Annotated in this window: 20 protein-coding genes; 6 read left to right on the top strand and 14 right to left on the bottom strand. The window is 65.4% G+C overall.

Going from position 1 to position 25,844, the window contains the following annotated elements; genetic code table 11:
• The coding region (locus ACIQF4_RS20090; protein ID WP_400517601.1) for a hypothetical protein at positions 1-180 on the top strand (180 nt) is incomplete at its 5' end.
• A 176-nt stretch (positions 181-356) separates the two neighbouring features.
• Here ACIQF4_RS20090 and ACIQF4_RS20095 read toward each other — a convergent pair.
• Genes ACIQF4_RS20095 through ACIQF4_RS20105 form a run of 3 tightly spaced genes read right to left on the bottom strand, consistent with a single transcriptional unit; the run spans position 357 to position 7,889 of the window.
• Entirely contained in the window at positions 357-4,052 is a 3,696-nt protein-coding gene (locus ACIQF4_RS20095) for a 1,4-alpha-glucan branching enzyme (RefSeq protein ID WP_350000596.1), read from the bottom strand.
• A 1-nt stretch (position 4,053) separates the two neighbouring features.
• Positions 4,054-5,850, bottom strand: a complete 1,797-nt coding sequence (treS, locus tag ACIQF4_RS20100) for a maltose alpha-D-glucosyltransferase (protein WP_400517602.1) — start codon at positions 5,848-5,850, stop codon at positions 4,054-4,056.
• On the bottom strand, positions 5,847-7,889 hold the full coding sequence (locus ACIQF4_RS20105) for an alpha-1,4-glucan--maltose-1-phosphate maltosyltransferase (protein WP_400517623.1): 2,043 nt from the start codon (positions 7,887-7,889) through the stop codon (positions 5,847-5,849). Before ACIQF4_RS20105 ends, treS begins: the two co-directional genes overlap by 4 nt.
• A gap of 192 nt (positions 7,890-8,081) precedes the next feature.
• Between ACIQF4_RS20105 and glgP the strand changes: the two genes are divergently transcribed.
• Both glgP and ACIQF4_RS20115 read left to right on the top strand, forming a co-directional pair.
• On the top strand, positions 8,082-10,700 hold the full coding sequence (glgP, locus tag ACIQF4_RS20110; RefSeq protein WP_350000598.1) for an alpha-glucan family phosphorylase: 2,619 nt from the start codon (positions 8,082-8,084) through the stop codon (positions 10,698-10,700).
• 49 nt (positions 10,701-10,749) lie between these two features.
• Positions 10,750-12,534 (top strand): thiamine pyrophosphate-requiring protein, encoded by a 1,785-nt coding sequence (locus ACIQF4_RS20115; RefSeq protein ID WP_400517603.1) that lies wholly within the window; start codon positions 10,750-10,752, stop codon positions 12,532-12,534.
• A 15-nt stretch (positions 12,535-12,549) separates the two neighbouring features.
• On the opposite strand, the gene ACIQF4_RS20120 is transcribed toward ACIQF4_RS20115, so the two are convergent.
• The 8 genes from ACIQF4_RS20120 to ACIQF4_RS20155 form a co-directional block, all read right to left on the bottom strand.
• Positions 12,550-12,906: a barstar family protein gene (locus ACIQF4_RS20120; protein WP_350000602.1), complete on the bottom strand. Its 357-nt coding sequence runs from the start codon at positions 12,904-12,906 to the stop codon at positions 12,550-12,552.
• Positions 12,907-12,912: 6 nt separating this feature from the next.
• The gene (locus tag ACIQF4_RS20125; protein ID WP_400517604.1) at positions 12,913-13,422 is read right to left on the bottom strand and encodes a ribonuclease domain-containing protein; all 510 of its coding nucleotides are present in this window, start codon (positions 13,420-13,422) and stop codon (positions 12,913-12,915) included.
• Between the two features lie 31 nt (positions 13,423-13,453).
• Positions 13,454-15,565, bottom strand: a complete 2,112-nt coding sequence (glgX, locus tag ACIQF4_RS20130) for a glycogen debranching protein GlgX (protein ID WP_400517605.1) — start codon at positions 15,563-15,565, stop codon at positions 13,454-13,456.
• Positions 15,566-15,671: 106 nt separating this feature from the next.
• Positions 15,672-16,661, bottom strand: coding sequence for a 23S rRNA (guanosine(2251)-2'-O)-methyltransferase RlmB (gene rlmB, locus ACIQF4_RS20135; RefSeq protein WP_400517606.1), 990 nt, complete (start codon positions 16,659-16,661; stop codon positions 15,672-15,674).
• Between the two features lie 102 nt (positions 16,662-16,763).
• On the bottom strand, positions 16,764-18,230 hold the full coding sequence (cysS, locus tag ACIQF4_RS20140; protein WP_400517607.1) for a cysteine--tRNA ligase: 1,467 nt from the start codon (positions 18,228-18,230) through the stop codon (positions 16,764-16,766).
• Between the two features lie 9 nt (positions 18,231-18,239).
• Positions 18,240-18,755, bottom strand: coding sequence for a 2-C-methyl-D-erythritol 2,4-cyclodiphosphate synthase (gene ispF / locus ACIQF4_RS20145; protein WP_374152896.1), 516 nt, complete (start codon positions 18,753-18,755; stop codon positions 18,240-18,242).
• Positions 18,756-18,757: 2 nt separating this feature from the next.
• Positions 18,758-19,540: a 2-C-methyl-D-erythritol 4-phosphate cytidylyltransferase gene (gene ispD, locus ACIQF4_RS20150; protein WP_400517608.1), complete on the bottom strand. Its 783-nt coding sequence runs from the start codon at positions 19,538-19,540 to the stop codon at positions 18,758-18,760.
• A 120-nt stretch (positions 19,541-19,660) separates the two neighbouring features.
• On the bottom strand, positions 19,661-20,143 hold the full coding sequence (locus tag ACIQF4_RS20155) for a CarD family transcriptional regulator (protein ID WP_011690592.1): 483 nt from the start codon (positions 20,141-20,143) through the stop codon (positions 19,661-19,663).
• A gap of 256 nt (positions 20,144-20,399) precedes the next feature.
• On the opposite strand from ACIQF4_RS20155, the gene ACIQF4_RS20160 reads away from it, so the two are divergent.
• Complete coding sequence (locus tag ACIQF4_RS20160; protein WP_374201030.1) at positions 20,400-20,963, top strand: hypothetical protein; 564 nt, start codon at positions 20,400-20,402, stop codon at positions 20,961-20,963.
• 119 nt (positions 20,964-21,082) lie between these two features.
• On the opposite strand, the gene ACIQF4_RS20165 is transcribed toward ACIQF4_RS20160, so the two are convergent.
• The gene (locus ACIQF4_RS20165) at positions 21,083-21,763 is read right to left on the bottom strand and encodes a response regulator transcription factor (RefSeq protein ID WP_066273817.1); all 681 of its coding nucleotides are present in this window, start codon (positions 21,761-21,763) and stop codon (positions 21,083-21,085) included.
• Positions 21,760-23,004, bottom strand: coding sequence for an ATP-binding protein (locus ACIQF4_RS20170; RefSeq protein WP_350001564.1), 1,245 nt, complete (start codon positions 23,002-23,004; stop codon positions 21,760-21,762). The genes ACIQF4_RS20165 and ACIQF4_RS20170 overlap by 4 nt, the downstream gene beginning before the upstream one ends.
• 205 nt (positions 23,005-23,209) lie before the next feature.
• Here ACIQF4_RS20170 and phoU point away from each other — a divergent pair, with 205 nt between their 5' ends.
• A complete protein-coding gene (gene phoU / locus ACIQF4_RS20175; RefSeq protein WP_231457378.1) occupies positions 23,210-23,872 on the top strand; it encodes a phosphate signaling complex protein PhoU in 663 nt (220 codons plus the stop codon).
• A 211-nt stretch (positions 23,873-24,083) separates the two neighbouring features.
• Here phoU and ACIQF4_RS20180 read toward each other — a convergent pair whose 3' ends face one another.
• Positions 24,084-24,830, bottom strand: coding sequence for a phosphoglyceromutase (locus ACIQF4_RS20180; protein ID WP_400517609.1), 747 nt, complete (start codon positions 24,828-24,830; stop codon positions 24,084-24,086).
• Between the two features lie 96 nt (positions 24,831-24,926).
• On the opposite strand from ACIQF4_RS20180, the gene ACIQF4_RS20185 reads away from it, so the two are divergent.
• On the top strand, positions 24,927-25,772 hold the full coding sequence (locus tag ACIQF4_RS20185) for a class I SAM-dependent methyltransferase (RefSeq protein ID WP_400517610.1): 846 nt from the start codon (positions 24,927-24,929) through the stop codon (positions 25,770-25,772).
• Positions 25,773-25,844 lie beyond the last annotated feature (72 nt).

Consider the following 25,844-nt stretch of genomic DNA (forward strand, 5'->3'; position numbering starts at 1 on the left):
AAACAACCAATCAATAAAACAATTGGTATCAACAAACTTGGCACACTATTGAGTTCTCAAACAACAGACACACCCGGCACCACCACCAGCACTTCACAGCCGTGGATCGCTCCGGAGCAACTTCTCAAACTTACCGGCTGCTCTTCCGCTTGTCAAACCGGCTTCCGCGACTCTCTTTAGCCAAAGGCTTGAGTGTCGGTTTTTCCGTCTGACTCCGTGGAGCAGCGCGGAAATAAACTCTACCACCACTTTTTCCAGAAGGCCAACCGGGCAGGGAAGGCTCCCTGAGAGACAGTCACCAGGACGTGAAAAAGCCCGGAATCCCGCGGATTCCGGGCTCTCTCACAGGCCAAGGCTTAGCCTGCGGCGGGAGCCCCAGGCTTGAAGTAGGCGGCGCCCAGCGGAGGCAACGTGACGCTGAGTGTTGCCGGCTGTCCGTCCTGCCCCTTGTCCGTTGCCTTCAGCTGGCCGGAGTTGAGGACACCGGACCCGCCATAAGTTGTTGCGTCTGTGTTCAGCACCTCTGTCCAGGCCCCGGCCTCCGGTACACCCAAGGTGTAGCCAACGTGGGGTGCTCCGGAGAAGTTGATGGCACAGACCAGCGGGTTGTTCTCCTTGTCCCAGCGGATGAAGGACAGGACGTTCCGGTCGGCGTCTCCCCCGTTGATCCACTGGAATCCGCCGGGCTCGTTATCGCGGGTATAGAGCGCAGGCGTGGAACTGTAGAGCTCGTTGAGGTCCTTCGTCAGCAACTGGAGGCCCTGGTGTGCCGGGATATCGGCGAGCCACCAGTCGAGCCCGTGCTGTTCGGACCATTCGGCTTCCTGGCCGAATTCCGTACCCATGAAGATCAGCTGCTTGCCCGGGTGGGCCCACTGGTAGGCAAAGAAGGCACGCAGGTTTGCAAGCTGCTGCCAGCGGTCCCCCGGCATCTTGCGGAGCATCGATCCCTTGCCGTGGACTACCTCATCGTGGCTGATGGGAAGCAGGAAGTTTTCCGTAAAGGCGTAGACCATGGAGAACGTGACGGTGCCGTGGTGCCACTTACGGTTGACCGGCTCCTCGGCCATGTACTTGAGGGAATCGTGCATCCAGCCCATGTTCCACTTGAGGCCGAAACCCAGCCCGCCGTGGCTGGTCGGTGCGGTAACGCCGGGGAACGCCGTGGATTCCTCGGCGATCATGACGGCGCCGGGGTGGGTCTTGTACACCGTGGCGTTGACTTCCTGCAGGAAGGAGATGGCCTCAAGGTTTTCCCGGCCGCCGAAGCGGTTGGGCTGCCACTGCCCCTCTTCCCTGGAGTAGTCCAGGTAGAGCATCGAAGCCACAGCGTCCACCCGCAGGCCGTCGATATGGAACTCGTCCAGCCAGTACAGGGCGTTGGCAACCAGGAAGTTCCGGACCTCAGTGCGTCCGAAGTCGAAGATCAGCGTGCCCCAGTCCGGGTGTTCGCCCAGGTTGGGATCCGCGTGCTCGTACAGTGGCTCGCCGTCGAACTGGGCAAGTGCCCAGGCATCCTTGGGGAAGTGGGCCGGGACCCAGTCAAGCAGCACACCGATGCCCGCCTGGTGCAGCGTGTCCACCAGGTAGCGGAACTCGTCGGGGTGGCCGAAACGGGAGGTCGGCGCAAAGTAGGACGTGACCTGGTAGCCCCATGACCCGCCAAACGGGTGCTCGGCCACCGGCATGAACTCCACGTGGGTGAATCCGAGCCACTTGACGTACTCCACCAGCTCCTTGGCCAGTTCCCGGTACCCCAGGCCCAGGCGCCAGGAACCGAGGTGCACCTCGTAGACGCTCATTGCCGAGTTGTGCGGGTCCCGCTGTGCGCGGGCCTCCATCCATTCCTGGTCCTTGAAGGCGTAGGAAGGCTCCACCACCCTCGAGGCGGTCAAGGGCGGCACCTCGGTTCCGAAGGCAAGGGGGTCGGCCTTCTCCACCCAGTGGCCGGCCTTGGTCCTGATTTCAAACTTGTAGCACGCCCCTGCTACAACACCCGGAACGAAGATCTCCCACACTCCTGAGGAACCCAGTGAGCGGAGCGAGTTCTCCCGGCCGTCCCAGGCGTTGAAGTCGCCCTTGACCCGGACAGCCTGCGCATTGGGTGCCCAGACGGCAAAGGAGACGCCGTCCACGTCCCCCATCGCGGACTTGTAGTGCTGGACGTGGGCGCCAAGGACTTCCCACAGCTTTTCGTGGCGGCCCTCACCGATGAGGTGAAGGTCCACTTCGCCCACGGTGGGCAGGTAGCGGTAAGGATCGTCCACGGTGACCGGTTCCGCGCCGGGGTACGTGACGGAAAGCCTGTAATCGGGAACGTGCCCCTGCTGCAGCGGTTCGAGGACGGCAACCCATACGCCGTGGGCCTCATGCTCCATGGGGACCTCACCCGCAGGCGTAAGGACGGAGACTGCTTCCGCGAGGTGCTTCACCGTGCGGATAGTGACGTGGCCGTAATCATCAAGGTGCGCACCCAGGACGGAGTGGGGGGCGTGGTGTTCACCGTTGGCAATCCTGCCAAGGGTGCCTTCGTCAACCTTCAGCGGAACCCCCGGCCGGTCAGTTTGTGCTGAGCCTGTCATTTCGTTACCTTCCGATGCTGCCCCGGCGGAACCGCCGGCGCCATTGCTGCCCAGGAGCCGCCTGGAGGCGTTCACGGGGATCGCCAGCCAGTCGGGCCTGTTACGCATTTCATAAACTACTTCGTACAGTGCCTTGTCCAGCCACAATGCCACAAAGAGCGGCGACTCCCTGTCCACCGTTCCGGGAGTGACACCCGCATAGCCGGCCAGGAAGGCCTCCGCACAGTCGTCCACCCAGCTTGCCGGCACGTGTGCGCCTTCCTGTTCGCGCTGGGCGGCGCCGGCCGCGTAGTCGAAGGACCGCAGCATGCCCACGACGTCCCTCAGGGGCACGTCCGGGACGTTCCGTTCCTCGACGGGACGCAGCGGTTCACCTTCGAAATCAAGGATGGCCCACCGCGCAGGGCTTCCCGGCAGCCCCGGAACCTGGAGTATCTGGCCGAGGTGGAGGTCGCCATGGATGCGCTGCAGCGGGCCGGCGGCTGCGTGGTCAAGGCGGTCAAGGAGCGCGTTCAACGCGTCATCATAAGGTCCTACGGCGGCACCGGCTTCCGCCCACGCCTGGCGGACCCGCTGGGCTACTGCCGGCGCGATGACCTGCCCAGCCTGCGGTTCGGACGAGTGCCCGAGGGCCTGTGCCAGCCGCTGGTGCACGGTGGCCGTGGCCGCACCCAGGGCGTGTGCTTCCGCCGTGAAGTCGGTACCCGAGCGGGCGGCATCAACGGCAAGGCGCCAGGCGTCGCGTCCGCCGGCCAGGAACTCGTGCGCCACCGCCAGCTCGCCCTGGACGTACCGGGGTCCCTTTGCTGTTGTGGACGCGGGAGCACCCTGGCCGAGCCATTCGCCGCGCACCCAGCCAAGGGTGGCGGGCACTTCGGACGTGCCGGCAGCCGAGAGGGCGGAACCCACCTCAACCTCGGGATTCGTCCCTTCCGAGAGGACGCGGAAGAATTTCACGATGGCCGCGGACTCGCCGTCGTCCACAATGACTGAGCTGTTGGACTGCTCCCCGGACAGCACCTTCACTACGCCGCGGGCGGTTGGCAGCCGGAACTTTCCGGGAACGCGGAAGCCTGCTGCCGTCCCGTTGGGCGCCTTTTCCTCCTGCCGGATGAGTTCCAGCCAGCTGCCCACGAAGTCGGGATCGTGGACGGCGTCGTAGACCCAGGTCCTGGACGGGTCCATCCCGGCGGCCTGGCCAACCAGCGCACGTTCCATCCCGGCTGCAGGCGCGTGCCGGAAACTCAAGGGGACCTGGACGACGGCCGTCCGCGTGCCGCCGTCGGGCGTCTGTGTGGTGACCCGGAGGAGGAACACGGCCAGCCCGGCATGGCCGGACGGGTCTTCCAGCCCCAGGCTGCCAGCCTGGGACACATCAAAGTCGGGCGTCTTGACCGGGAACCAGCGCTGCCGTGGCAGCCATTCCTGGAGCAGGGCGGTGAGGGCAGGGGTGAGGATAGGTTGGTTCATATCAGTTCTCGATCGACAAAATCGGCATCGCCTGCGTGTACGGAGACGATGGGTTGGACGCTGCTGAACGGATCCTCAGCCAGAAGAAATCGTGGCTGCCGAGGGTCAGGGTGAGGGTTCCGTCCCCGCTGATGCCGGGGAACGGCTGGCCGCCGAAGACGTCGCGCAAACCGCGCCCCGCGAACTGCGGGACCCGCAACTGGGCGGCCACCGGATGCTGCGAAAGGTTGAACGCGCACAGGATGGTTTCCCCGTCCGCGCCGGCAGAATTGTCACTCGGCAACTCGCGGAGGTAGGCCAGGACGGCGTCGTGGTCCGCTTCGACGTGTTTGAAGGCTCCCAGGCCGAACGCCGGGTGGTTCTTGCGGACGCTGAGGATCTGCCGCGTCCAGCGCAGCAGTGATCCCGAGTGGGCGGCCTCCGCCTCCACGTTGGCCATGGCGTAGTTGTACACCAGGGACTGGATGGGAGGCAGGTAGAGCTTGCCTGGATCCGCGTTGGAGAACCCGGCGTTCCGGTCGGGGTTCCACTGCATGGGCGTGCGCACCGCGTCCCGGTCTTCAAGCCAGATGTTGTCCCCCATACCGATCTCGTCGCCGTAGTAGAGGAACGGGCTGCCCGGCAGCGAGAGCAGGAGCGCGTTGATCAGTTCGATTTCGGCGCGGGAGTTGTCCAGCAGGGGCGCGAGCCTTCGCCGGATGCCGATGTTGGCCCGCATGCGGGGGTCCGGGGCGTACCAGCCCAGCATTGCAGCTCGTTCATCGGCCGTGACCATTTCCAGGGTCAGCTCGTCGTGGTTGCGAAGGAAGGTGCCCCATTGTGCCCCGTCGGGGATAGCCGGGGTGTCCTGCATGGTTTCGATGATCGGGGCGGCCTTCTGGTCCCGCAATGCGTAATAGAGGCGCGGCATGATCGGGAAGTGGAAGGCCATGTGGCACTCGGGCTCCTCCTCCGTGCCGAAGTACTCCACCACTTCATTCGGCGGCTGGTTGGCCTCGGCAATGATGACCCTGCCGGGGTAGCTTTCATCCACCATGGTGCGAAGCATGCGGAGGAACTCGTGCGTGGCCGGAAGGTTCTCGCAGTTGGTCCCTTCCTCCTCAAACAGGTAGGGAATGGCATCGGCACGGAAGCCGTCAATGCCCTGGTCGAGCCAGAACCGGACCACATCGAACAGTGCCTCGATGACCTTGGGGTTCTCGAAGTTCAGGTCCGGCTGGTGACTGAAGAACCGGTGCCAGAAGAACTGGCGGCGGATGGGATCGAAGGTCCAGTTGGATTCCTCGGTGTCCACGAAGATAATCCGGGCGTCCTGGTACTTCTCGTCGGTGTCGCTCCAGACGTAGAAGTCGCCGTACGGACCGTCAGGGTCCTTGCGCGACTCCTGGAACCAGGGGTGCTGGTCCGAGGTGTGGTTGAGCGGCAGGTCGATAATCACCCGCACGCCCCTCGCGTGGGCCTCGGCCACCAGGCGCTTGAAGTCGCTGATGGTGCCGAACTCGTCCAGGACCGAGTTGTAGTCCGAGATGTCGTAGCCGCCGTCCCGCAGGGGTGACTGGAAGAACGGCGGCAGCCACAGGCAGTCCACGCCCAGCCACTGCAGGTAGTCGAGCCTGTCGATGAGGCCGGAGAAGTCGCCGGACCCGTCGCCGTTGGCATCCGCGAAGGCCCTTACAAGTACCTCGTAGAACACTGCTTTCCGGTACCACAGCGGATCATGCTGCAGGCCCGGGGCATTTAACTCAAACGTGCTCTTAGGGGTGAAATGCTGGCCCGAACCTTGCGGGTTGAAATTCACTGATGCATTCTCCTCACGCGCAGGATGTGTGCGGGCTCGACATGCGGGTCAAGGCGGACGTAGTTGTACTCGCCCCATTCCCAGCTTTCGCCGGAAATGAGGTCATCCACGTGGAAGCCTCCGTTGTGGGTCAGGTCCTGGGGGTCGAGTTCCAGCGCGGGCAGGTCAAGCGAGACCGTGCATTCCCGGGTTCCGTGCGGATCCACGTTCACCACGATGATGAGGGTGTCCTTGGACCCGTCCGGAAGGGTCTTGTGCTTGGAGTAGACCACCGTGGCGTTGTCGGTGCTGTGGTGGACTGTCAGGTTCTGCAGGTCCTGCAGCGCCGGGTGGGCGTGCCTGATCTCGTTGAGCCTGGTGATGTAGGGGGCAAGGGTGCGGCCGGAGTGCGCCGCGGCGTCCCAGTCACGTGCCTTGTACTCGAACTTTTCGTTGTCGATGTACTCTTCCGCGCCGGGGCGGGCCACGTGCTCGTACAGCTCGTAACCGGCGTAGACGCCCCACAGCGGGCTGGCCGTGGCGGCCAGGGCGGCCCTGATCTTGAACGCGGCAGGCCCGCCGAACTGCAGGTATTCCGTGAGGATGTCCGGGGTGTTGACGAAGAAGTTGGGCCGGAAGAACGCCGGCGACTCGTGGCTTACTTCCGCAAAGTACGCCTCGATTTCCTTCTTGGTGTTGCGCCAGGTGAAGTAGGTGTAGGACTGCTGGAATCCTGCGCGGCCAAGGGCGTGCATCATGGCCGGCCGCGTGAAGGCCTCGGCCAGGAAGACCACCCCGGGAACCTCTTTGTTGACCTGTGCAATTAGCCATTCCCAGAACCAGACGGGCTTGGTGTGCGGGTTATCCACCCGGAAAATCTTTACGCCGTGGCTTACCCACAGCAGCACAATCCGCAGAATTTCGTTTGAGAGGCCCTCGGGATCATTATCGAAATTGAGCGGATAAATGTCCTGGTACTTCTTCGGGGGATTTTCCGCGTAGGCAATGGAGCCGTCCACCCGGGTGGTGAACCACTCCGGATGGGACTGCACCCAGGGGTGGTCCGGAGCGGCCTGGAGCGCGAGGTCCAGGGCAACCTCCAGGCCCAGCCCGTTGGCCCGCTCCACGAAGGCATCAAAATCATCGAAGGTTCCAAGGTCGGGGTGGATTGCGTCGTGGCCGCCTTCCGCGGCGCCGATGGCCCAGGGTGAACCGGGATCGTTCGGGCCTGCGATGAGTGTGTTGTTGGGACCCTTGCGGTGCTGCACGCCGATCGGATGGATGGGCGGCATGTAGATGACGTCGAAGCCCATGGCTGCCACAGCGTCAAGCCGCTGGGCAGCGGTACGGAAGGTCCCCGAGGTCCAGGCGCCCGTGGTGTGGTCCTTGACGGCGCCTTCCGAGCGGGGAAAGAACTCATACCAGGCGCCGCGTCCAGCCCGGTCACGCTCAACCAGCAGGGGGAAGCGCCGGGAGACGGTCACCAGTTCACGGATGGGCTGGTGCGCGACAACGCCGGTGACCGCGTGGCTGAATCCGGCCCCGAGGCGCTCCTCTGTGCTGAGGGAAGGGTCCGCCAGCTTGTCCGCAGCCTCCCGGAGGACGCCCCTGTCCCACTCGCTGCGGGTGTCGTCACCGGCCGCCTCGCCAAGCAGCGCGGACCCTTCGGCAAGCATCAGCTCCACATCGATGCCGGCTTCCACCTTCACCTCGGCATTGTGGTGCCAGGTGCCGTAGCGGTCGTGCCAGGCTTCGATCGCGAAGGACCAGTCGCCGGTTTCCGACGGCGTGAGCACGCCTTCCCAGCGGTCCGTCCCCATGCCGCGTTCCCCGCGCGGCGGCGCAAGCCTCACCCGCTGGCGTTCGTTGCCCTCGGGGTCAAAGAGCACGGCGCTGACACCGAGCTGGTCATGGCCCTCGCGGAAGGCTGTGGCTCCCACCACGATCCCTTCGCCCGGCAGGGCTTTGGCAGGGAATTTGCCATCCTCCACGACGGGCTGCACGGCGGTGATCGGAAATCGTCCGAACCGCAGCCCCTCGGTGATGAGGCCCTTCGACATTTTCAATGATGCGGCACTGGTTCCTGATTTAGTCGTCACAAGCTCGACGTTAGCGAGAAATGACCGGGAATGCTAAGGCTGCGCACTAAATCCGGCGCGCCAACCGTCATTTCCCCGGCGCCAACTGTCATTTACCCAAAAGAAACCCGAAGCTGGTTCCAGCCGTGCATGTTGTCGGTTAGTGTGACGCAGGTGAAGGCAATCCGCAGATTTACCGTCCGTACAGTCCTCCCCGAACCGATCCGCCCGCTGGCCCGCCTGGCAAGCAACCTGCGCTGGTCCTGGCACCGCCCCACGCGGGAACTTTTCGAGGGGTTGAACCCCCGCCTCTGGAAAGAAAGCGGACAGGATCCGGTGGGCTTCCTGGGGATGGTAAGCCGCGAGGAATTCCAGCAGCTCGCTGCGGACCGCTCCGTGGTGGAACGGGTGCGGGCAGCGGAGCAGGACCTGGACCGCTATCTTGAGGAACCGCGCTGGTACCAAGGCCTCGGCCCCGATGCGCCTGCCTCCATCGCCTACTTCTCCCCGGAGTTCGGCATCACCGAGGTGCTGCCGCAGTACTCCGGCGGCCTGGGGATCCTGGCCGGCGACCACCTTAAGGCAGCCTCGGACCTGGGCGTGCCGCTGATCGGCGTGGGCCTGCTGTACCAGGCAGGCTACTTCAAGCAGTCTCTCTCCCGGGACGCGTGGCAACAGGAGACCTACCCGGTGCTGGACCCGGATGGCCTGCCGCTCACCCTGCTACGCGAGCCTTCCGCGGATGGCATAGGTCGTCCCCTGCAGATCGCCCTCCCCCTGCCCAACGGAAGGCGCCTGCTGGCACACATCTGGCGCGCCGACGTCGGACGCGTTCCCCTGCTGCTCCTGGACTCCAACGTGCCCGGCAACGATGACGCGGCCCGCAGCATCACCGACCGCCTTTACGGCGGCGGCGGAGACCACCGGCTGCAGCAGGAACTGCTGCTCGGCATGGGCGGGGTCAAGGCGCTCCGCGCCTTCCAGCAGCTCACCGGCACCGCCGCTCCGGAGGTGTTCCACACCAATGAAGGGCACGCCGGCTTCCTGGGCATCGAACGCATCCAGGAACTCATGGCCGGGGATCAGGCCCTGTCATTCGATGAAGCCCTTGCCGCAGGGCGCGCGTCCACTGTCTTCACCACGCACACGCCCGTTCCCGCAGGCATTGACAGGTTCGAGATCGCCCAAATCCACCACTTCTTCCAGGCCGGCCTTGCGCCGGACGTGCCCATTGACCGCATCCTGGAGCTGGGGCGCGAGAACTATGCCGAGGGCAACCCCTCCGTCTTCAACATGGCTGTCATGGGCCTTCGCCTGGCACAGCGCGCCAACGGCGTAGCCAAGCTGCATGGCGAAGTGTCGCGCGGCATGTTCTCCGCACTGTGGCCGGGCTTCGACCACTCCGAGGTGCCCATCACGTCGGTGACGAACGGCGTGCATGTGCCCACCTGGGTGGACAGCCGTATCTCCAAGCTTGCCCGGGACCAGTTCGGCAGTGAAGCCGAAGCCAACGGCCGCTGGGACCTGGCCTACAACGTTAGTGACGCGGACGTGTGGGCGCTCCGCCGGGACATGCGGTCGGCACTGGTTGACGACGTCCGCCTCCGCCTCCGCGCTGCCTGGAAGAAACGCGGGGCGGCCGATGCCGAGCTGGGGTGGACGGACAAAGTCCTGGACCCGGACATCCTGACCATCGGCTTTGCCCGGCGCGTGCCCACCTACAAACGCCTCACCCTGATGCTGCGCGAGCCGGAACGTCTCAAGGCGCTCCTCCTGCACAAGGAACATCCCATCCAGCTGGTCATCGCGGGAAAGTCCCACCCCGCCGACGACGCAGGAAAGAAGATGATCCAGGACCTGGTCCGCTTCACGGACGATCCTGCCGTCCGGCACCGGATCGCCTTCCTGCCCAACTACGACATCGCCATGGCACGGACACTGTTCCCGGGCTGTGACGTCTGGCTGAACAACCCGCTGCGCCCCCTGGAAGCCTGCGGAACCTCCGGCATGAAGGCCGCGCTCAACGGGTCGCTGAACCTGTCCGTCCTGGATGGCTGGTGGGACGAGATGTACGACGGCGAGAACGGCTGGGCGATTCCCACCGCCAACAACGGCGCGTCCCCCGACGAACGGGACGACATTGAGGCAGCCGCGCTCTACGAGCTGCTGGAAACGCAGGTTGCCCCGCGCTTCTACGGCAGCACGGTGTCGGCGGGTGCGGGTGCTGCGGGCCCCTCGACGTCGGAGGCCGAGAAGGTGCCCACCCACTGGGTCTCCATGATCAAGCACACCCTCTCGCACCTCGGACCGGCAGTTTCCGCCGAGCGAATGCTGCGCGACTACGTGAATATCCTGTACCGTCCGGCGGCGGAGGCGGGGCGGAGCGCCTCCGCCAACTCCTACTCGCAGGCCCGTACCCTGGCGGCCTGGACTGCAAAGGTTCGGTTGGCCTGGCCGCTGGTGCACGTGGAGCACGTGGACTCCGTGGGGGTGTCCGAGGATCCCCAGATCGGCGACATCCTCCAGGTCAACGCGTATGTGGCGCTGCACAACCTCACTCCCGGGGACGTAGCCGTGGAAGTGGCGTACGGCCGGGCCGAGGAAAGCGACAGCCTGACAGACATCACGGTGATGGAGCTGAAGATGCAGGAGGACCTGGGCAGCGGGCGCCATCTGTTCAGCGGTTCCTTGGTGATTGACCGCTCGGGACCATTCGGGTACACCGTCCGGGTCCTGCCGCGGCACGACGCCCTCGCCTCCAAGGCCGAGCTGGGACTGATCGTCAACGCGTAGAGGATCGCCGGAAGCATAGACCGAGTGGCTGACCGCCCGGGAGGAACCCATGACAGACCGCACCGTGTCCGACCTCATCGTGGAGCGCCTCAGCACGTGGGGGGTCAGCCGCGTCTTCGGCTACAGCGGGGACGGGATCAACGGCTTCATGGGGGCCCTGCGCCGGGCCGAAGGACGCATTGAGTTCGTGCAGGCACGGCACGAGGAGACGGCCGCCTTCATGGCCGTGGGCCACGCGAAGTACACGGGCGGGGTGGGAGTGGTCACCTCCACCCAGGGACCGGGCGCCGTCCACCTCTTGAACGGGCTTTATGACGCCAAGCTCGACGGCGTGCCGGTGGTGGCGATCGTCGGGCAGCAAAGCCGCACGGTGCTGGGCTCGGCCTACATGCAGGAAATCGACCTCCTGTCCCTGTTCAAGGATGTCGCCGCCCAGTTCGTCCAGCAGGTCAGCGCCCCGGAGCAGCTGCCCATGGTCCTGGACCGGGCTTTCCGCACCGCCAGGGCCACGTCCTCGCCCTGTGTGGTCATTGTGCCGCATGACATCCAGTCCGCTCCCGCGCCGGACCTGGAGCAGGAACACGGGATTGTGGTGACCGCACCGACGTGGAGCACCTCGGCCAAGACTCCCGGGGAGCAGGACCTGGAGGCCGCGGCAGCCCTCCTGAATTCCTCGCAGAGAGTGGCGCTGCTGGTGGGCCAGGGAGCCCGGCGCGCTTCCAAGGAGGTGGTGGCGGCCGCTGAAAAACTCGGCGCCGGCATAGCCACCAGCCTGCTGGGCAAACCTTATGTGGACGAGACCTTGCCCTTTGCCGCGGGCACCATGGGACACCTCGGCAGCACCGCAAGTGCGCACTTGCTGGGCAACTGCGACGCTCTGCTGATTGTGGGCTCCAACGATCCCTGGACCGAGTTCTATCCTCCGCCCGGTGCAGCGCGCGCTGTCCAGATCGACATCGATGAACGGAAGATCGGCAACCGGTATCCGGTTGAGGTGGGCCTGGCAGGTGACGCAGTCCTGGCGCTCCAGGCCTTGATCCCGCGGCTGCGGCCACGTTCCCGGGGGCAGTGGCAAACGGACGTGGAGCAGGAAGTTGCCCGTTGGCGGGCCTTGGCCGCGGAACGGGCCGCCGTACCGGCAATCCCGGTGAACCCCGAGCGGGTTGTCCGGGAGTTGAACGGCCGGCTGCCCGGCGATGCCCTAGTGAGTGTCGACGTCGGCAGCTGCGTTTACTGGTATGCGCGGCAACTGGTGCTTCCGCCTGGCGTTCCTGCCCACCTGTCGGGGACGCTGGCCAGCATGGGATGTTCGCTCCCCTACGGCATAGCGGCAAAACTCGCCCACCCGGACCGGCCGGTGGTTGCGCTGGCCGGCGACGGTGCCATGCAGATGGCGGGCATCGCCGAGCTGGTGACAGTGGCCCACCGGTGGCGGCAGTGGGCGGATCCCACGTTTGTGGTCTGCGTGTTCAACAACCGGGAACTCACGGAGGTGACGTGGGAGCAGCGGGAGTCCGAGGCCGAACCACGGTTCGCCGCAAGCCAGGAGCTTCCTGACTTCCCGTTCGCCGGCTACGCCGATCTGCTGGGCCTTACAGGCATCCGGGTGGAGGATCCGGAGCTGATCGGGGACGCCTGGGAACGTGCCTTCGCGGCAGACCGGCCCGTGGTGATCGAAGTACTCACGGACCCCGAGGTCCCCCTCCTGCCGCCGTTCCCCGCCGGCAGGGAGAAGGCGGAGAACATGCGCAAAGGCCTGGCGGCAGAGGACGACGGCGGCCGGGCAGCGGAACTGCTTGGCACCTACGTATCGCACGAGGAGCGCGGCGGGTAGGGTCCGTCCGGCTGGCTAGAGCAGGACGGCGGTGACTGCGAGGTCTTTCCCGGCGTAGCGTTCAGCATCCTGGAGGATTTCGCACAGGATGCCGAAGGACCTGTCGCTGCGGAAAGGAGCGGCCACCAGCCACAGGACGGTGACGGGAGGATTGCCGTTGTCCGTGATGCTGTCCGCAAAGTCGTGCAGTGAATCGTTCAGCGCATCAAGGTTCACGCCGTAGTGCTCGGGAAAGTCCAGGACCTCGCCGAACGCCTCCAGGACGGCTTTCCTGCTGTCCGCAGCCGGGACCACCAGGCTGCGGCGGCCGGCGTCGGCCACCTGCTCCTGCAGTTCCTCCAGGGTCCAGGTGTCACCGGAGTAGATCTTCATGTTTGCTCAGCTGCCTTCCGCGATGAACTTAAAGGACTCGTAATGGTCGTCGGTGTAGTACTTGTCGCCGCCGGCGCCGGCTACGATGCGGCGCGCGCCCCTGTCCGGTTCGCCGGGCGTTGGCACGGTGTACTCCCGGTAATAGCCCCTGTCCCGCCGCGGCAGGATGCGTTCGAAGTTGCCGAACGTCTGGTCATCCTGGCTGTAGCGGTACGGTCCGCCGGCGCGGATCAGGTTGAGTACCCTGCGGCCCTCGGCCGGAAGCGCAGACTCACGGACCTCCGGCAGCCCGGAAGAGTTCTCCGGTGCCGGCGCGGGCGGAGCCGGCGCCGACGGGGGCGGAGCAGGTGCCGCCGGCGTTCCGGAAGCGGCACCCGGCGCAGGCTCCGCGGTGGAGGCGGCCTCCGGCGTCGTACTTTCGGTCAGCTGGCCCAGGAACCCGTTGCCGCCGAAAGCAAACAGGGCCAGTACCACCAGGCCGGTTAGCAGCAAGGGCAGGATGGAGCGGTTGCGCATTCTTGTTGTCCCGGGAGTTAGGTCGATAGAGCTAGGTGCGGTAGATGCTGATGGAATGGGCCTCGACGAGGTCCTTTTCGCCGGAGGCAACCCGGCCGCCCTGGCGCAGGTCGTGCAGCGGCGAGGTGGTCAGGCGGAGCTCGAACATCTGCGGGTGGGTGCCTTCTGCAGTGACCCGGGGCAGGGTGATCCGGACGTCGGAGTTGCTGCCGTTCACCACCATCAGGCCGGCGAGGGCGCCATTGTCGGATCCGAGCAGGAGCTGCACCACCCGGTGGTGGGGATCGTTCCAGCGTTCCATGGACATGGGATGGCCGTCCTGGTCGAACCAGTGGAGGTAGGACTGCTCGTCCCGGACCGGGAAGTCGTGGGGCTGCGCGGCGAGGAACTCCTTGCGCAACCGGATGTAGCGTTTGGTGCTGCGGAGCATTTCGTGGGATTCCGGAGTCCGGGTCCAGTCCAGCCAGGCGATGGGGTTGTCCTGGCAGTAGGCGTTGTTGTTTCCCTGCTGGGTGCGCGCCAGTTCATCGCCGGCGGTGATCATGGGCACGCCCAGGGAGATGAGCAGCGACGCCATCAGGTTGCGGCGGGACTGGGCCCTTTTGGCCAGGATGCCGCCGTCCTCGGTGGGGCCTTCGACCCCATGGTTGTAGCTGCGGTTGTCGCCGTGCCCGTCCCTGTTCTCCTCGCCGTTGTCCTCATTGTGCTTGCGGTCGAACGAGACGAGGTCATTAAGCGTGAAGCCGTCGTGGGAGGTGATGAAGTTGACCGACGCCAGGCGGGAGCGGCCCGAGGCCTGGAAGAGGGCCGCGGAGCCGGACAGGCCGTCCGCGAGCTTGGCCAGGGACCCGCCGTGGCCCCCCGCTTCCAGGGCAGCCCGGTCAGCGAGCCAGAAGGACCGGAGCGCATCGCGGAAGTGGTCGTTCCAGTCAACCCAGCCGCCGGGGAACCGCCCGGTCTGCCAGCCGCCGTAGCCCACATCCCACGGCTCGGCAATCAGCTTGACGTCCGAGAGGACGGGATCCGCAGCGATGGCGACGAGGAACGGGTGCCGGGGGTCGAAGTCGTTGGCCGCGTTCCGGCACAGCGTCACGGCGAGGTCGAAGCGGAAGCCGTCGATGTGGAACTCATCCACCCAGTAGCGAAGGGAGTCCAGGACCATCTGGACCACGCGTGGCTCACCGAAGTTCAGGCTGTTTCCGCAGCCCGTGGTGTCCACGTACTTTCCGTGTCCGTCCGTCCGGTAGTACGCCTGCTCACCCAGCCCGCGGAAGCTGATGGTCTGGCCGTCAGGACCGCCCTCGGCTGTGTGGTTGTAGACGACGTCGAGGATGACTTCCAGCCCAGCGGCGTGGAGGAGTTTGACCATTCCCTTGAACTCGTCCTGGACGGCCTGGGGGCCGGCTTCCTGGGCTGCCCGGGTGGCGTAGCCGGGGTGCAGGGAGAAGAAAGCCGCCGTGTTGTAGCCCCAGTAGTTGGTCAGTCCCAGGTCCTGCAGATGGGGTTCATCCAGGTGGAAGTGCACCGGCAGCAACTGGACCGATGTGATTCCCAGGCTGGTGAGGTGCTCGATGATGGCAGGGTGGGCCATGCCGGCGTACGTGCCGCGCAGTTCCTCCGGAACGTCGGGGTGGAGCATGCTTTGTCCGCGGACATGTGCCTCGTAGATGATCGTGTTGCGCCACGGCAGCCTGAGGCGTTCGTCTGTTCCCCAGTCGAAGTCCCCCGCCATGCGCACGCTGGTCAGGAAGCCATCGCGCTGGTCCACGGCCCTGGCGTACGGATCAAGCAGAAGCCGCTGACCGCCGTCGTCATCAACGTCCGCGGTGGGCACGGCAAAAGGCAGCGACTGCTCGCTGGACGCCGGACGGAAACCATAGCGGGATCCGTACGGCAGGTCCTCAACAATCCCGTGGTGGACCCCGTGCGTGACGTTGGGCAGCGACTGCAGCTTCCACTCCCCGCCAGGGGCGATATACGCGATTTCCAGGCTGGAGATGCCCGGCGCATAGCAGGCCACGTTGGCACGCCCGCCTGCCCGGTGGCGTGAGCCCCCCGAATCAGCGCGCGGAACACTCACACCGAGTGGAGCGGCCGTGGAGGCGTCCATGGTGGAAGCAGTGTCGAAGAGCGGCATGACCATCACCTAAATATTAGCCGCCAGCGGCACGTGACCTGCCCGGACGCCGTGGTTGCGCCGGGTACTGCTAAGCGAAGCGGGCACTGCAGTGCGCAGTACCCGCCGGCTCCTATTTGGTGGCCCGCTGCCGGGAGACCTCGTAGAGCGAGATGCCCACGGCCATGGAGGCATTCAGCGATTCCATGGCGGAATCAATGGGGATGGACACGATCTGGTCGCAGTTCTCGCGGACCAGCCTGCTGAGGCCCTTCCCCTCCGAGCCCACCACGATGCACACGGGTTCGGTGGCAAGCGTCAGGTCAGGCAGGGAAACGTCGCCGTCGCCGTCCAGGCCCAGGACGAAAATCCCCATGTTCTTGAACTGCTTCAGGGCGTTGTTGAGGTTCGATGCCCGGGCCACGGGCACGCGGACAGCGGCGCCGGCACTGGTCTTCCAGGCCGAGGCGGTCACACCCACGGAGCGGCGTTCGGGGACGATGACGCCATGGCCGCTAAAGGCGGAAACCGAGCGGATGATGGCGCCGAGGTTGCGGGGATCGGTAATGCCGTCCAGCGCCACGAAAAGCGGCGCGTTGCTGATGTGTCCCTTCTTCCACTTATCGACTGTGTCTTCAGCCAGTTCGTAGGCATCCTGGTAGTCGTACGGCGGAATCTGCAGCACCAGGCCCTGGTGCACGGCGTTATCGGTCATCCGGTCAAGTTCGGGCTTGCCGGTTTCCATCAGCGGGATGCCGCGTTCAGCGGCGAGCTTCAGGGATTCCTTGACGCGGTCGTCCATCTCGATGCGGATGGCGACGTGCAGCGCCTTGGCCGGGATGCCGGCACGCAGTGCCTCCACTACCGAGTTGCGGCCGGTGACGACTTCCTCGGTGGCGCGGCCCTTGGGTCCGGACTTGGCCGCTCCCGCACTGCGGGCACCCGGGTTGCGCTTCGCTGCGGAGCGCTCCGAGAGCTGCTTGGCCTTGTGGGCCTTGTGGTAGGGGCGGTCCTCCGCTTTGGGCGTGGGGCCCTTGCCTTCCAGGGCCTTGCGGCCGTGGCCACCGGTCCCGATGGTTGGGCCCTTCTTCGCTTTAACCGATCGGCGACCATTGTTGGCCATTGTGTTCCACCCTTGATTGTGTTGACTGAGTCTGCCTACCAGTCTACTGAACCAGGAAAAATCGCCTGCTCCGTGCTCCGCGGTTGCTCGTGGACTGCCCGGTCAGTCCCGCTTCAGGCTCCAGGTGGGACCCTCGGGTCCGTCCTCTACAACCACGCCGGCGGCGGCCAGGGTGTCCCGGATGGCGTCCGAGGCGGTCCAGTTCTTGTCGGCACGGGCTGCGGCGCGGGCTGCGAGTTGGGCTTCAACGAGGACTGACAACGCAGCTGATTCCCGCGTGTCCGCGACGGAGCCGGAAGCAACGTCGTTCAGGCCAAGGACGCGAAGCATGTCGTGGACGTGGTGCAGGGCCTGCCGCGCTCCCTCCAGCTTCCCGTCGGTCAACGCAGTATTGCCGGACCGGACCGTTTCGTGGAGCACGGCCAAGGCCTGCGGCACGTTGAGGTCCTCGTCCATGGCGCGTTCGAATTCTTCCGGCACCGTCCCGTAGGTGGCGAAGCTGTAGTCGCCGCCGCCGGACAGCGCCCGCACCGCACGGCTGATGAACCCGTCAATGCGTTCGACGGCGGCCGCTGCCTCCTGCAGGGAGGTGGGACGGTAGTCCAGGACGGAGCGGTAGTGTGCCTGGCCCAGGTAGTACCGGACCACGCGGGGGGAAGCCACTTCCAGCATTTCAGCGGGGCTGATGGTGTTGCCGATGGACTTCGACATTTTCTCGCCCTCGTAGGTCACCATGCCGTTGTGCATCCAGAAGCTGGCGAACGGGTGGCCGGCGGCCTGGGACTGGGCCATCTCGTTTTCGTGGTGCGGGAAGCGCAGGTCAAGGCCACCGCCGTGGATATCGAACTCGGTGCCGAGGTATTTGGTCACCATTGCAGAGCATTCCAGATGCCAGCCCGGCCGGCCGGCGCCCCACGGGGAAGCCCAGCTCGCCGTCGTCGGTTCTCCCGCCTTGGACCCCTTCCACAGGGCGAAGTCGCGCGGGTCCTTTTTCCTGTTGCTGAATTGGGCCTCAACGTCCGGCGCCGCCTGCATATCGTCGATGTTCTGGCGGGTCAGTGCGCCGTACTTGCTCCAGGAACGGACATCGAAGTAGACGTCTCCCGAGCCGTCCGGGGCAGGGTAGGCGTGGCCGCGGTCGATCAGCTGCTGGATGAGGGCGTGCATCTCGGGGATGTGTCCGGTGGCGCGTGGCTCGTATGTGGGCCGGGAGACACCGAGGGTGTCGTAGGCCTTGAGGAACTCCTGCTCATAGCGGTAGGCCAGGGCCCACCATTCCTCTTCCCGCACCTCCCCCGGTTCCGGCTGGAAACCTTGGGCGAAGGAGGCCTCGGACTTGGCCAGGATCTTGTCGTCGATGTCCGTGACATTCCGGACCACCGTGACCCGGAAGCCGCGGTAGGCCAGCCAGCGGGTGAGCTGGTCGAAGGCAATGGCCGAGCGGATATGGCCCACATGGGGCATGCCCTGCACGGTGGCCCCGCAGTAGTAGAGGCTGGCCTTGCCCTCGACGAGGGGCACGAAGTTCCGGACTTCGGCGGAGGCAGTGTCATAGAAGCGCAGGGTCACCGCTCCAGATTAGCTGATGGGAAGGGGCGGCCTTGGATACACCAAAGCGGTGGCCACCGCCGAGATGCCTTCGCCCCGGCCGGTGAATCCAAGGTGGTCGCTGGTGGTTGCCGTGACACTCACCGGTGCGTCGGCTGCATCGCTCAGGACTTGCTGCGATTCCTCCCGGCGCGGACCGAACTTGGGCCGGTTGGCAACGAACTGGACCGCTATATTGCCGATCTCAAACCCGGCTGCGCGGACAATCCGAGCAGCCTCGGCCAGCAGCGTGGTTCCCGCGGCGCCGGCGAACTCCGGCCGGTCCGTCCCGAAGTGCGTGCCGAGGTCACCCAGCCCTGCGGCGGAGAACAGCGCATCCGCGGCCGCATGCGCTACGGGGTCCCCGTCCGAGTGCCCTGCGAGACCGCGCTCGCCCGGCCAGAGCAGACCGCCAAGCCATAGCGGACGGGGCTGGTCCTCGGTGGCGTAGGCGTGCACATCCAGGCCAATGCCGGTGCGGGGGATGATCATTTCGGCACGTTCCATTGCTAGCCTTCCACCCAGCGCGCACCCAGCGGGCCCTCCAGAAGCCCTTCGGCGAAGATCAGGTCCAGCGGAGTGGTGATTTTCAGGGACTGGGTGGACCCCCTCACCACGTGGACCGGGATCCCGAGCATTTCCACGAGCATGGCGTCATCCGTGACGGCTGCTGAGCTTTTCTGGTCGAGGCTGCGCGCAGCCTCGTGTGCTTTCAGCAACGTCCCAAGGTGGAAACCCTGGGGCGTCTGCACTGCGCGGAGTTCCTCGCGGGGCGCTGTTCCGGTCACAACCTCCGGCGCCAGGCTGGCGTCCTTGCCCGAGGTGGCAGCGACGGTCTTGACGGTGTCCACGACCGCGACGGCGGGAATGACGGCTGCGGCGCCGGCAGCAAGGGCGTCGGTGACACGGTGGAAGACGGACTCGGGGGTGAGGGCGCGGGCGGCGTCGTGCACCAGCACCGCTTCAATGCCTTCCATCAAAGCGGCCATGCCGGCGCGGACGGAATCTGCCCGGGTGGCGCCGCCATCCACAATGGAAAGGAGCGGCCCGCCGTCCGCCAGTTCCTGCCGGAAATCCTCGCACAGCCGGCGGAGCGTGTCCTCTCCGGGCGGCAGGGCGACGCACACCTGGCTGCCGGTTCCGGACGCGACAATGCCGCGAAGGGCATGCATCAGGATTGGTTCACCGCCCAGCGGGACCGCTGCCTTGGGGATGCCGTAGCCCAGCCTCTGCCCTGAACCTGCTGCCACCAGGATCACTGCGGTGACCGGGCGGGTGGGTGTTTCGCTCATGCGGACTAGCCTACGTCCCTGCGGGCCGCGGGCGCTGAACACCGGCGAGTGAATCTTCAGGGGCACGATTTTGGGCAAAAGAAGCCCCGGCGCCACCTGGGTGACACCGGGGTTCAATTCTTAGGAAGCCAGGACCTCGTCGAGAACGCTTGCAGCCTTCTCCTCGTCGGTCTTCTCAGCCAGCGCCAGTTCTGAAATCAGAATCTGCCGGGCCTTGGCCAGCATTCGCTTTTCGCCTGCGGAAAGGCCCCGGTCGTGATCGCGGCGCCACAGGTCGCGGACGACCTCGGCAACCTTGATGACGTCACCGGAAGCAAGCTTCTCCAGATTTGCCTTGTACCTACGTGACCAGTTGGTGGGTTCTTCCGTGAACTCAGCACGAAGCACATCAAATACGTGCTCCAGGCCTTCCTTGCCCACTACGTCCCGAACCCCAACAAGGTCAACGTTCTCTGCTGGAACTTCAATGGTCAGATCACCCTGGGCCACCTTGAGCTTGAGATACATTTTCTCTTCGCCCTTGATGGTGCGCATCTTGATTTCTTCAATCTTCGCAGCACCGTGGTGAGGGTAAACTACTGTCTCGCCGACCTCAAATACCATGTGGACATTTCCCCTTTCCCGCTGACCAGTTTATCACGATTCGGGCATATGACCGGCCGGGAAGAGGACCGGGAACCGCAGAAATACGCGGAAAATCGGCCTAATCAGACCCCCTCACCCCCTTGACGAACGCAGATATTAGTGCATGCGCCGGGCGGACGGAAGGGTGTTGTGACAACGCCGAATCCTCGTTTGGCGCGCTTTACGGATAGGCTATGCGTGATTAATGTTTCAAGACTCTTGAGGAGTACGCGACGTGCGTTTCACTGCGATGACCCGGGCCCAGCGCGGCAAACTGGCACTGACGGCAGCCGCCCTTGGCGTAGGCCTGCTGACCTCGGGCTGCGGGTACACCAATTCCCAGCAGACGACCGCCCGGTACCAGGCGTCTGACGGCATCATCGCCGACCTCGGTCCGCTGGAGCTCCGCAACATCCTGATCGTCTCCGCAGGCGAGGACCAGCCGGGCCGCCTGATCGGCGCCGTCTACAACTCCTCCTCACAGGACGTGACCCTCACGGTCAACGGTGCGGAAGGTTCGCAGACCGAAATTCCGGTCAAGGCCAACGACTACACCCTGCTTAACGAGAGCTCCGATGAAGCCATCCTCAGCACCACGGGAGGGATCCCGGGCTCGCTCGTCGACGTCGAAATCAGCGAAGACGGCACGAACGTCAGCAACACGGTGAAGGTTCCCGTGCTGGATACCACGCTGCCCGAGTACCAGGAGTACCTGCCGGCCGGAAGCACTCCTGCGCCCACCTCCGCCAGCCCTTCGCCGTCGGAATCCGAAGAAGCCGCCGGAGGCGACGGCCACTAGGCAGCAGGGATGACCGCCAAGCATTGAAGCAAGCAAAAGGAGGGGCCTGGCGGCCCCTCCTTTTGTTTGCCGTTCGTCGCCAGCTTCTGCCGGTCCGGCAGGTGCAGGAAGCTACGTGCTTACGGCTCGAACTTGTACCCCAAGCCACGCACGGTCACCAGGAACCGCGGCGCTGAAGGGTCCGGCTCGATCTTGCCGCGCAGCCTTTTGACGTGGACGTCCAGGGTCTTGGTGTCCCCCACGTAGTCCGAACCCCACACGCGGTCGATCAGCTGGCCCCGGGTGAGCACGCGGCCGGAGTTGCGCAGCAGCATTTCAAGGAGCTCAAACTCCTTCAGCGGCAGCAGCACCTGTTCCCCGCCCACGCTGACAACATGGCGTTCAATGTCCATCCGGACCGGGCCTGCCTGCACGGTGGAAGAGACAAGCTCCTCCGGTTCGCCCTGGCGCCGCAGTACTGCCCTGACCCTCGCCACGAGCTCGCGGGACGAATAGGGCTTGGTGACGTAGTCGTCGGCGCCAAGCTCCAGGCCCACCACCTTGTCGATTTCGGCGTCCTTGGCCGTCAGCATGATCACGGGGACACTGGACCGCTGGCGGAGCTGGCGGCACACTTCCGTGCCGGAGAGCCCGGGAAGCTGCAGGTCCAGCAGCACCAGGTCCGCGCCGTTCCGGTCGAATTCTGTGATGGCGTCCAGGCCGTTGTCCACGACCTCCACCTCGAACCCTTCCTTGCCCAGCAAGTAGGAGAGGGGATCGCTGAACGACTCCTCATCCTCGACAATCAAAATCCTGCTCAAGCTTTTGCTCCTCGTTCTGTTGCACCGGCGGCGCCGGGTCCTTGGGTGACAGGTGGCTCTTCCAGGCTGTGCCGGGCCGGTCCCGGGGCGGCTGCGGCGGCATCCTGTTGTTCCCCGCCGTCCTGGCCTTCCATTTCGGGAAGCCGGAGGGTGAAGGTGGATCCCTGCCCGGGTTGCGACCACAGGGTTACCTCGCCGCCGTGGTTGGAGGCCACGTGCTTGACGATGCTCAAGCCCAGGCCGGTGCCGCCTGTATGGCGCGAGCGTGCCGAATCCACCCGGTAGAAGCGTTCAAAGACGCGTTCCTGGTCCTCGGGGCTGAGTCCCTCGCCCTGGTCCGTTACGGAGATGGAGACCAGGCCCTCCCTGCTGCGCACACCGATCCCCACCCGGGTGTTTTCCGGGGAGTAGCGGATGGCGTTGTCGATCAGGTTCCGGAGCGCGGTCACCAGCAGGTCCTGGTCGCCGAAGACCTTCGCCTCCGTCCGTCCTCCCACGACGATCCGGATGTTCTTGCTCTCCGCCGGAAGCTGGGACCGGTCCACAGCCTCGGCTATGACGGCATTGACGTCGACCGGCCTGCCCTGCTGAGCCACACTGGCCCCCTGCAGCCTGGACAGCTCGATGATGTCCTGCACCAGGGCGGCCAGCCGGCCTGACTCCTTGTGCATGCGTTTGGCAAAGCGCCGGACGGCCAGTTCGTCATCCGCCGAGGACTCAAGGGCCTCGGCGAGCAGGGAGATGGCACCAACGGGCGTCTTCAGCTCGTGGGAAACGTTGGCTACGAAGTCGTTCCGGATCTCTTCCGTCCGCGTAATTTCGGTGCGGTCATCCGCAAGCAGCAGGATGTATTCCTCCCCGAGCATCGCGGCCCGGACCTGGACGATGATGGTTCCCTGGCCGAGCGGGCCGCGGGGAAGCTCCAGTTGTTTCTCCAGGATGACACCGTCCCGCCGGACGCCGGCCGTCATGTCCAGCAGCTCCCTGTGAACAACAGTATGGCCGCGGACCAGGCCGTACGCGTAGGCTGCCGGGCTGGCACGGACCACGCCGTCCACGGCGTCCACCACCACAAAGGCACGGCCGACGACGGCGAGCACCTCGGCGGCGCCCGGCGGCAGCGCCGGTTCTTCGGCGTCCACGTCCAGGAGACGCCGCTGCCGCTCACTGACCCGGTAGGCGAGCACACCGAACGTGCCGAGCGCCAGGCCGACGAGGCCGGCCACCAGGCCGATGAACATAGGATCCACAGCTCCACCTTATGCTCTGGAAGACGCTGATCGGCGCGTCCAGGCCTCCTCCTGCGACGGTTCAACTAACGTTCACCTTCAAGGGCCTCGCCGTTTACCCGGCGCTGGCAGAGTAGCTAGTTGGAGTGCCGATTGGCGACGCGATTCCCGCTGCCCGGACCGGGGCCGGCGGGAGTTACAAGGAAAGGACGCCCACGTGCGTAAGGTTTTTCAGGAAGAGCTGACCCAGGTCGGTGACCAGCTCGTGGAAATCTCCCGGCTGGTAAGCGAAGCGATGGACAAGGCCACCACGTCCTTCGAAGTGGCGGACGTCGACCTGGCGCAGGACGTCATCGCCGCGGACGCCCGCATCGACTTCCTGCAGAACAGCCTCGACGAGCGCGCCATCGACATCCTGGCGCTGCAGGGGCCGGTGGCCAGCGACCTGCGGATGATTGTGGGATCGCTGCGGATGAGCGCATCCCTGGAGCGCATGGGCGACCTTGCCCGGCACATTGCCCAGCTGGCACGCCTGCGCTACCCGTCCACCGTGATTCCCGCGTCTATGACCGGCACCTTCAAGCGCATGGCCGAACTGGACCAGGAGATTGCGGACAAGCTGACTGTCCTCCTGGAAACCCGCGACCTTGAGGTGGCAAGGGACATCCTGAAGGCCAATACCGCCATCAATGACCTCCACCTCAGCGTCTTCAAGGCCATCGCAGCACCTGAGTGGAAGGAATCGCCCGCCACCACGGTGGACGTTGCCCTCGCCAGCCGCTACTTCGAACGCTTTGCGGACCACGGGGTTTCAGTGGCCCAGAAGGTCACCTACCTGGTGACCGGCGCCTGGCAGCCCACCGGGACAGAACACAGCTAAAACCCGGGAGTTTTTGTCCAGGTACGGCGACTTCCGAGGTCCGGAGGCCTACATATCTGGACAAAAACTCTTGAGGGAAGAAACGACGGCGGGCTGGTCACCTGAGGTGACCAGCCCGCCGTCGTCGTTTCACTTTTGACGCAGCGCGTTCTTCGGCCGGAGTGCGTCTAAGGGAGGAACGACCGAGCACCCGGCGAAGAACCGCGAAGTCTTACTTCTTGCCCTGGTTGGCTACGGCCAGGATCGCCTGTTCCGCGGCTTCCGGGTCAAGGTAGGTGCCGCCGGGCTTGATCGGCTGGAAGTTCTCGTCCAGGTCGTACACCAGCGGGATGCCGGTGGGGATGTTCAGGCCGGCGATGGCTTCGTCGCTGATGCCGTCCAGGTGCTTGACCAGGGCGCGCAGGGAGTTGCCGTGGGCCGTGACCAGGACGGTCTTGCCGGCCTTCAGGTCCTCCTTGATGTCCGACTCCCAGTACGGCAGCAGGCGGACCAGGACGTCCTTCAGGCATTCGGTGCGCGGGAGGGCGTCACCCAGGTCCGCATAGCGGGGATCGTGTGCCTGGGAGAACTCGGAATCGTCGTCCAGGGGCGGCGGCGGGGTGTCGTAGGAGCGGCGCCACTCCATGAACTGCTCCTCGCCGTACTCGGCAAGGGTCTGGGCCTTGTCCTTGCCCTGCAGGGCGCCATAGTGGCGTTCGTTCAGGCGCCAGTCACGCTTCACCGGGATCCAGCCGCGGTCGGCCTTGTCCAGGGCGATGTTTGCGGTGTTGATGGCCCGCTTCAGCAAGGAGGTGTAGAGGATGTCCGGGAGAACATCGTTCTCAACCAGGAGTTCCCCACCGCGTGCTGCTTCCGTACGGCCTTGGTCGTTGAGGTCTACGTCCACCCAGCCGGTGAACAGGTTCTTGGCGTTCCATTCGCTGTGGCCGTGGCGCAGCAGAATCAGCTTGTAAGTCATGATTTTCATCCTAGCCGAGCGCTGCCGCAGCCTGCCCAGCGTTACAAGCCCGGCCCCGTGACGCGCCTCCTCCGGCTGCAGGGATAAGGTGGGGCCGTGGTGCAAAAGGCTGAACGGGTGACTGCCCCGCAGATTTCCGGCAGGAGCAGCACCGGCAGACCGGGCAAACCGGTGGGCAACGTAACCCGCGGAACCACCAATCCCAACCGGATGCGGCGGGTTGACCGCTGGCTGGCCGGCCCCCAGGCCTGGCGGCTCCGGAATGCCGCCGATCCCCTCGTGGTGGACCTGGGCTACGGCGCCACGCCCGCTACCGCCGTCGAGCTCTTTGAACGGCTTTCCGCCGTCCGCCCGGATGTGCGGGTCTTCGGAATCGAAATTGAACCGGAACGCGTCCGCGCAGCCCTCCCCCTGCAACGCCCTGGCCTGAGCTTCCGGGTGGGCGGCTTCGAACTGCCCGTGCCGGGACGGCCGGTGCTGGTGCGCGCGTTCAATGTACTGCGGCAATACGAGGAAGCGGACGTTCCCGGCATCTGGCGGCTGGTTCAGGACCGGCTGGCCCCTGACGGCCTGTTCATCGACGGCACCTGCGACGAGATCGGGCGGCGCGTCACCTGGGTGGCGCTGGACGCCGATGGGCCGCTGTCCCTCAGCATCTCAGTCCGGTTCGGCAGCTTCAGCATGCCCTCGGACGTAGCCGAAAGGCTGCCCAAAGCCCTGATCCACCGCAACGTTCCCGGCGAACCGGTCCACGCCCTGATGCAGGCCATGGACCGGGCATGGCTGGAATGCGCGCCCCTGGCATCCTTTGGAAACAGGCAGCGGTGGCAGGGCATGTGCCGGACATTGCGGGACGCCGGCTGGCCGGTGCAGGACGGGCCCGCCCGGTGGCGGCTCGGCGAACTCACGGTGGCTTGGGACGCCGTCGCACCCCTGGCGTAAGGGCCTGCTGCAGCGTTCCCGCGGGCAGGCTGCGCCAGGTAACCTGCGGGATTTGTGGTGTGAAAGGTGCGG

The organism is Pseudarthrobacter sp. NPDC092202 (assembly GCF_044755505.1).
GTDB lineage: Bacteria > Actinomycetota > Actinomycetes > Actinomycetales > Micrococcaceae > Arthrobacter.

Excerpts from the sequence above, each read along its gene's own strand:
- ACIQF4_RS20095 (WP_350000596.1), bottom strand. The coding sequence starts at position 4,052 with ATGAACCAACCTATCCTCACCCCTGCCCTCACCGCCCTGCTCCAGGAA.
- ACIQF4_RS20105 (WP_400517623.1), bottom strand. The coding sequence starts at position 7,889 with ATGTCGAAGGGCCTCATCACCGAGGGGCTGCGGTTCGGACGATTTCCG.
- ACIQF4_RS20115 (WP_400517603.1), top strand. The coding sequence starts at position 10,750 with ATGACAGACCGCACCGTGTCCGACCTCATCGTGGAGCGCCTCAGCACG.
- ACIQF4_RS20120 (WP_350000602.1), bottom strand. The coding sequence starts at position 12,906 with ATGAAGATCTACTCCGGTGACACCTGGACCCTGGAGGAACTGCAGGAG.
- ACIQF4_RS20125 (WP_400517604.1), bottom strand. The coding sequence starts at position 13,422 with ATGCGCAACCGCTCCATCCTGCCCTTGCTGCTAACCGGCCTGGTGGTA.
- glgX (WP_400517605.1), bottom strand. The coding sequence starts at position 15,565 with ATGGTCATGCCGCTCTTCGACACTGCTTCCACCATGGACGCCTCCACG.
- rlmB (WP_400517606.1), bottom strand. The coding sequence starts at position 16,661 with ATGGCCAACAATGGTCGCCGATCGGTTAAAGCGAAGAAGGGCCCAACC.
- ispF (WP_374152896.1), bottom strand. The coding sequence starts at position 18,755 with ATGGAACGTGCCGAAATGATCATCCCCCGCACCGGCATTGGCCTGGAT.
- ispD (WP_400517608.1), bottom strand. The coding sequence starts at position 19,540 with ATGAGCGAAACACCCACCCGCCCGGTCACCGCAGTGATCCTGGTGGCA.
- ACIQF4_RS20155 (WP_011690592.1), bottom strand. The coding sequence starts at position 20,143 with ATGGTATTTGAGGTCGGCGAGACAGTAGTTTACCCTCACCACGGTGCT.
- ACIQF4_RS20170 (WP_350001564.1), bottom strand. The coding sequence starts at position 23,004 with ATGTTCATCGGCCTGGTGGCCGGCCTCGTCGGCCTGGCGCTCGGCACG.
- ACIQF4_RS20180 (WP_400517609.1), bottom strand. The coding sequence starts at position 24,830 with ATGACTTACAAGCTGATTCTGCTGCGCCACGGCCACAGCGAATGGAAC.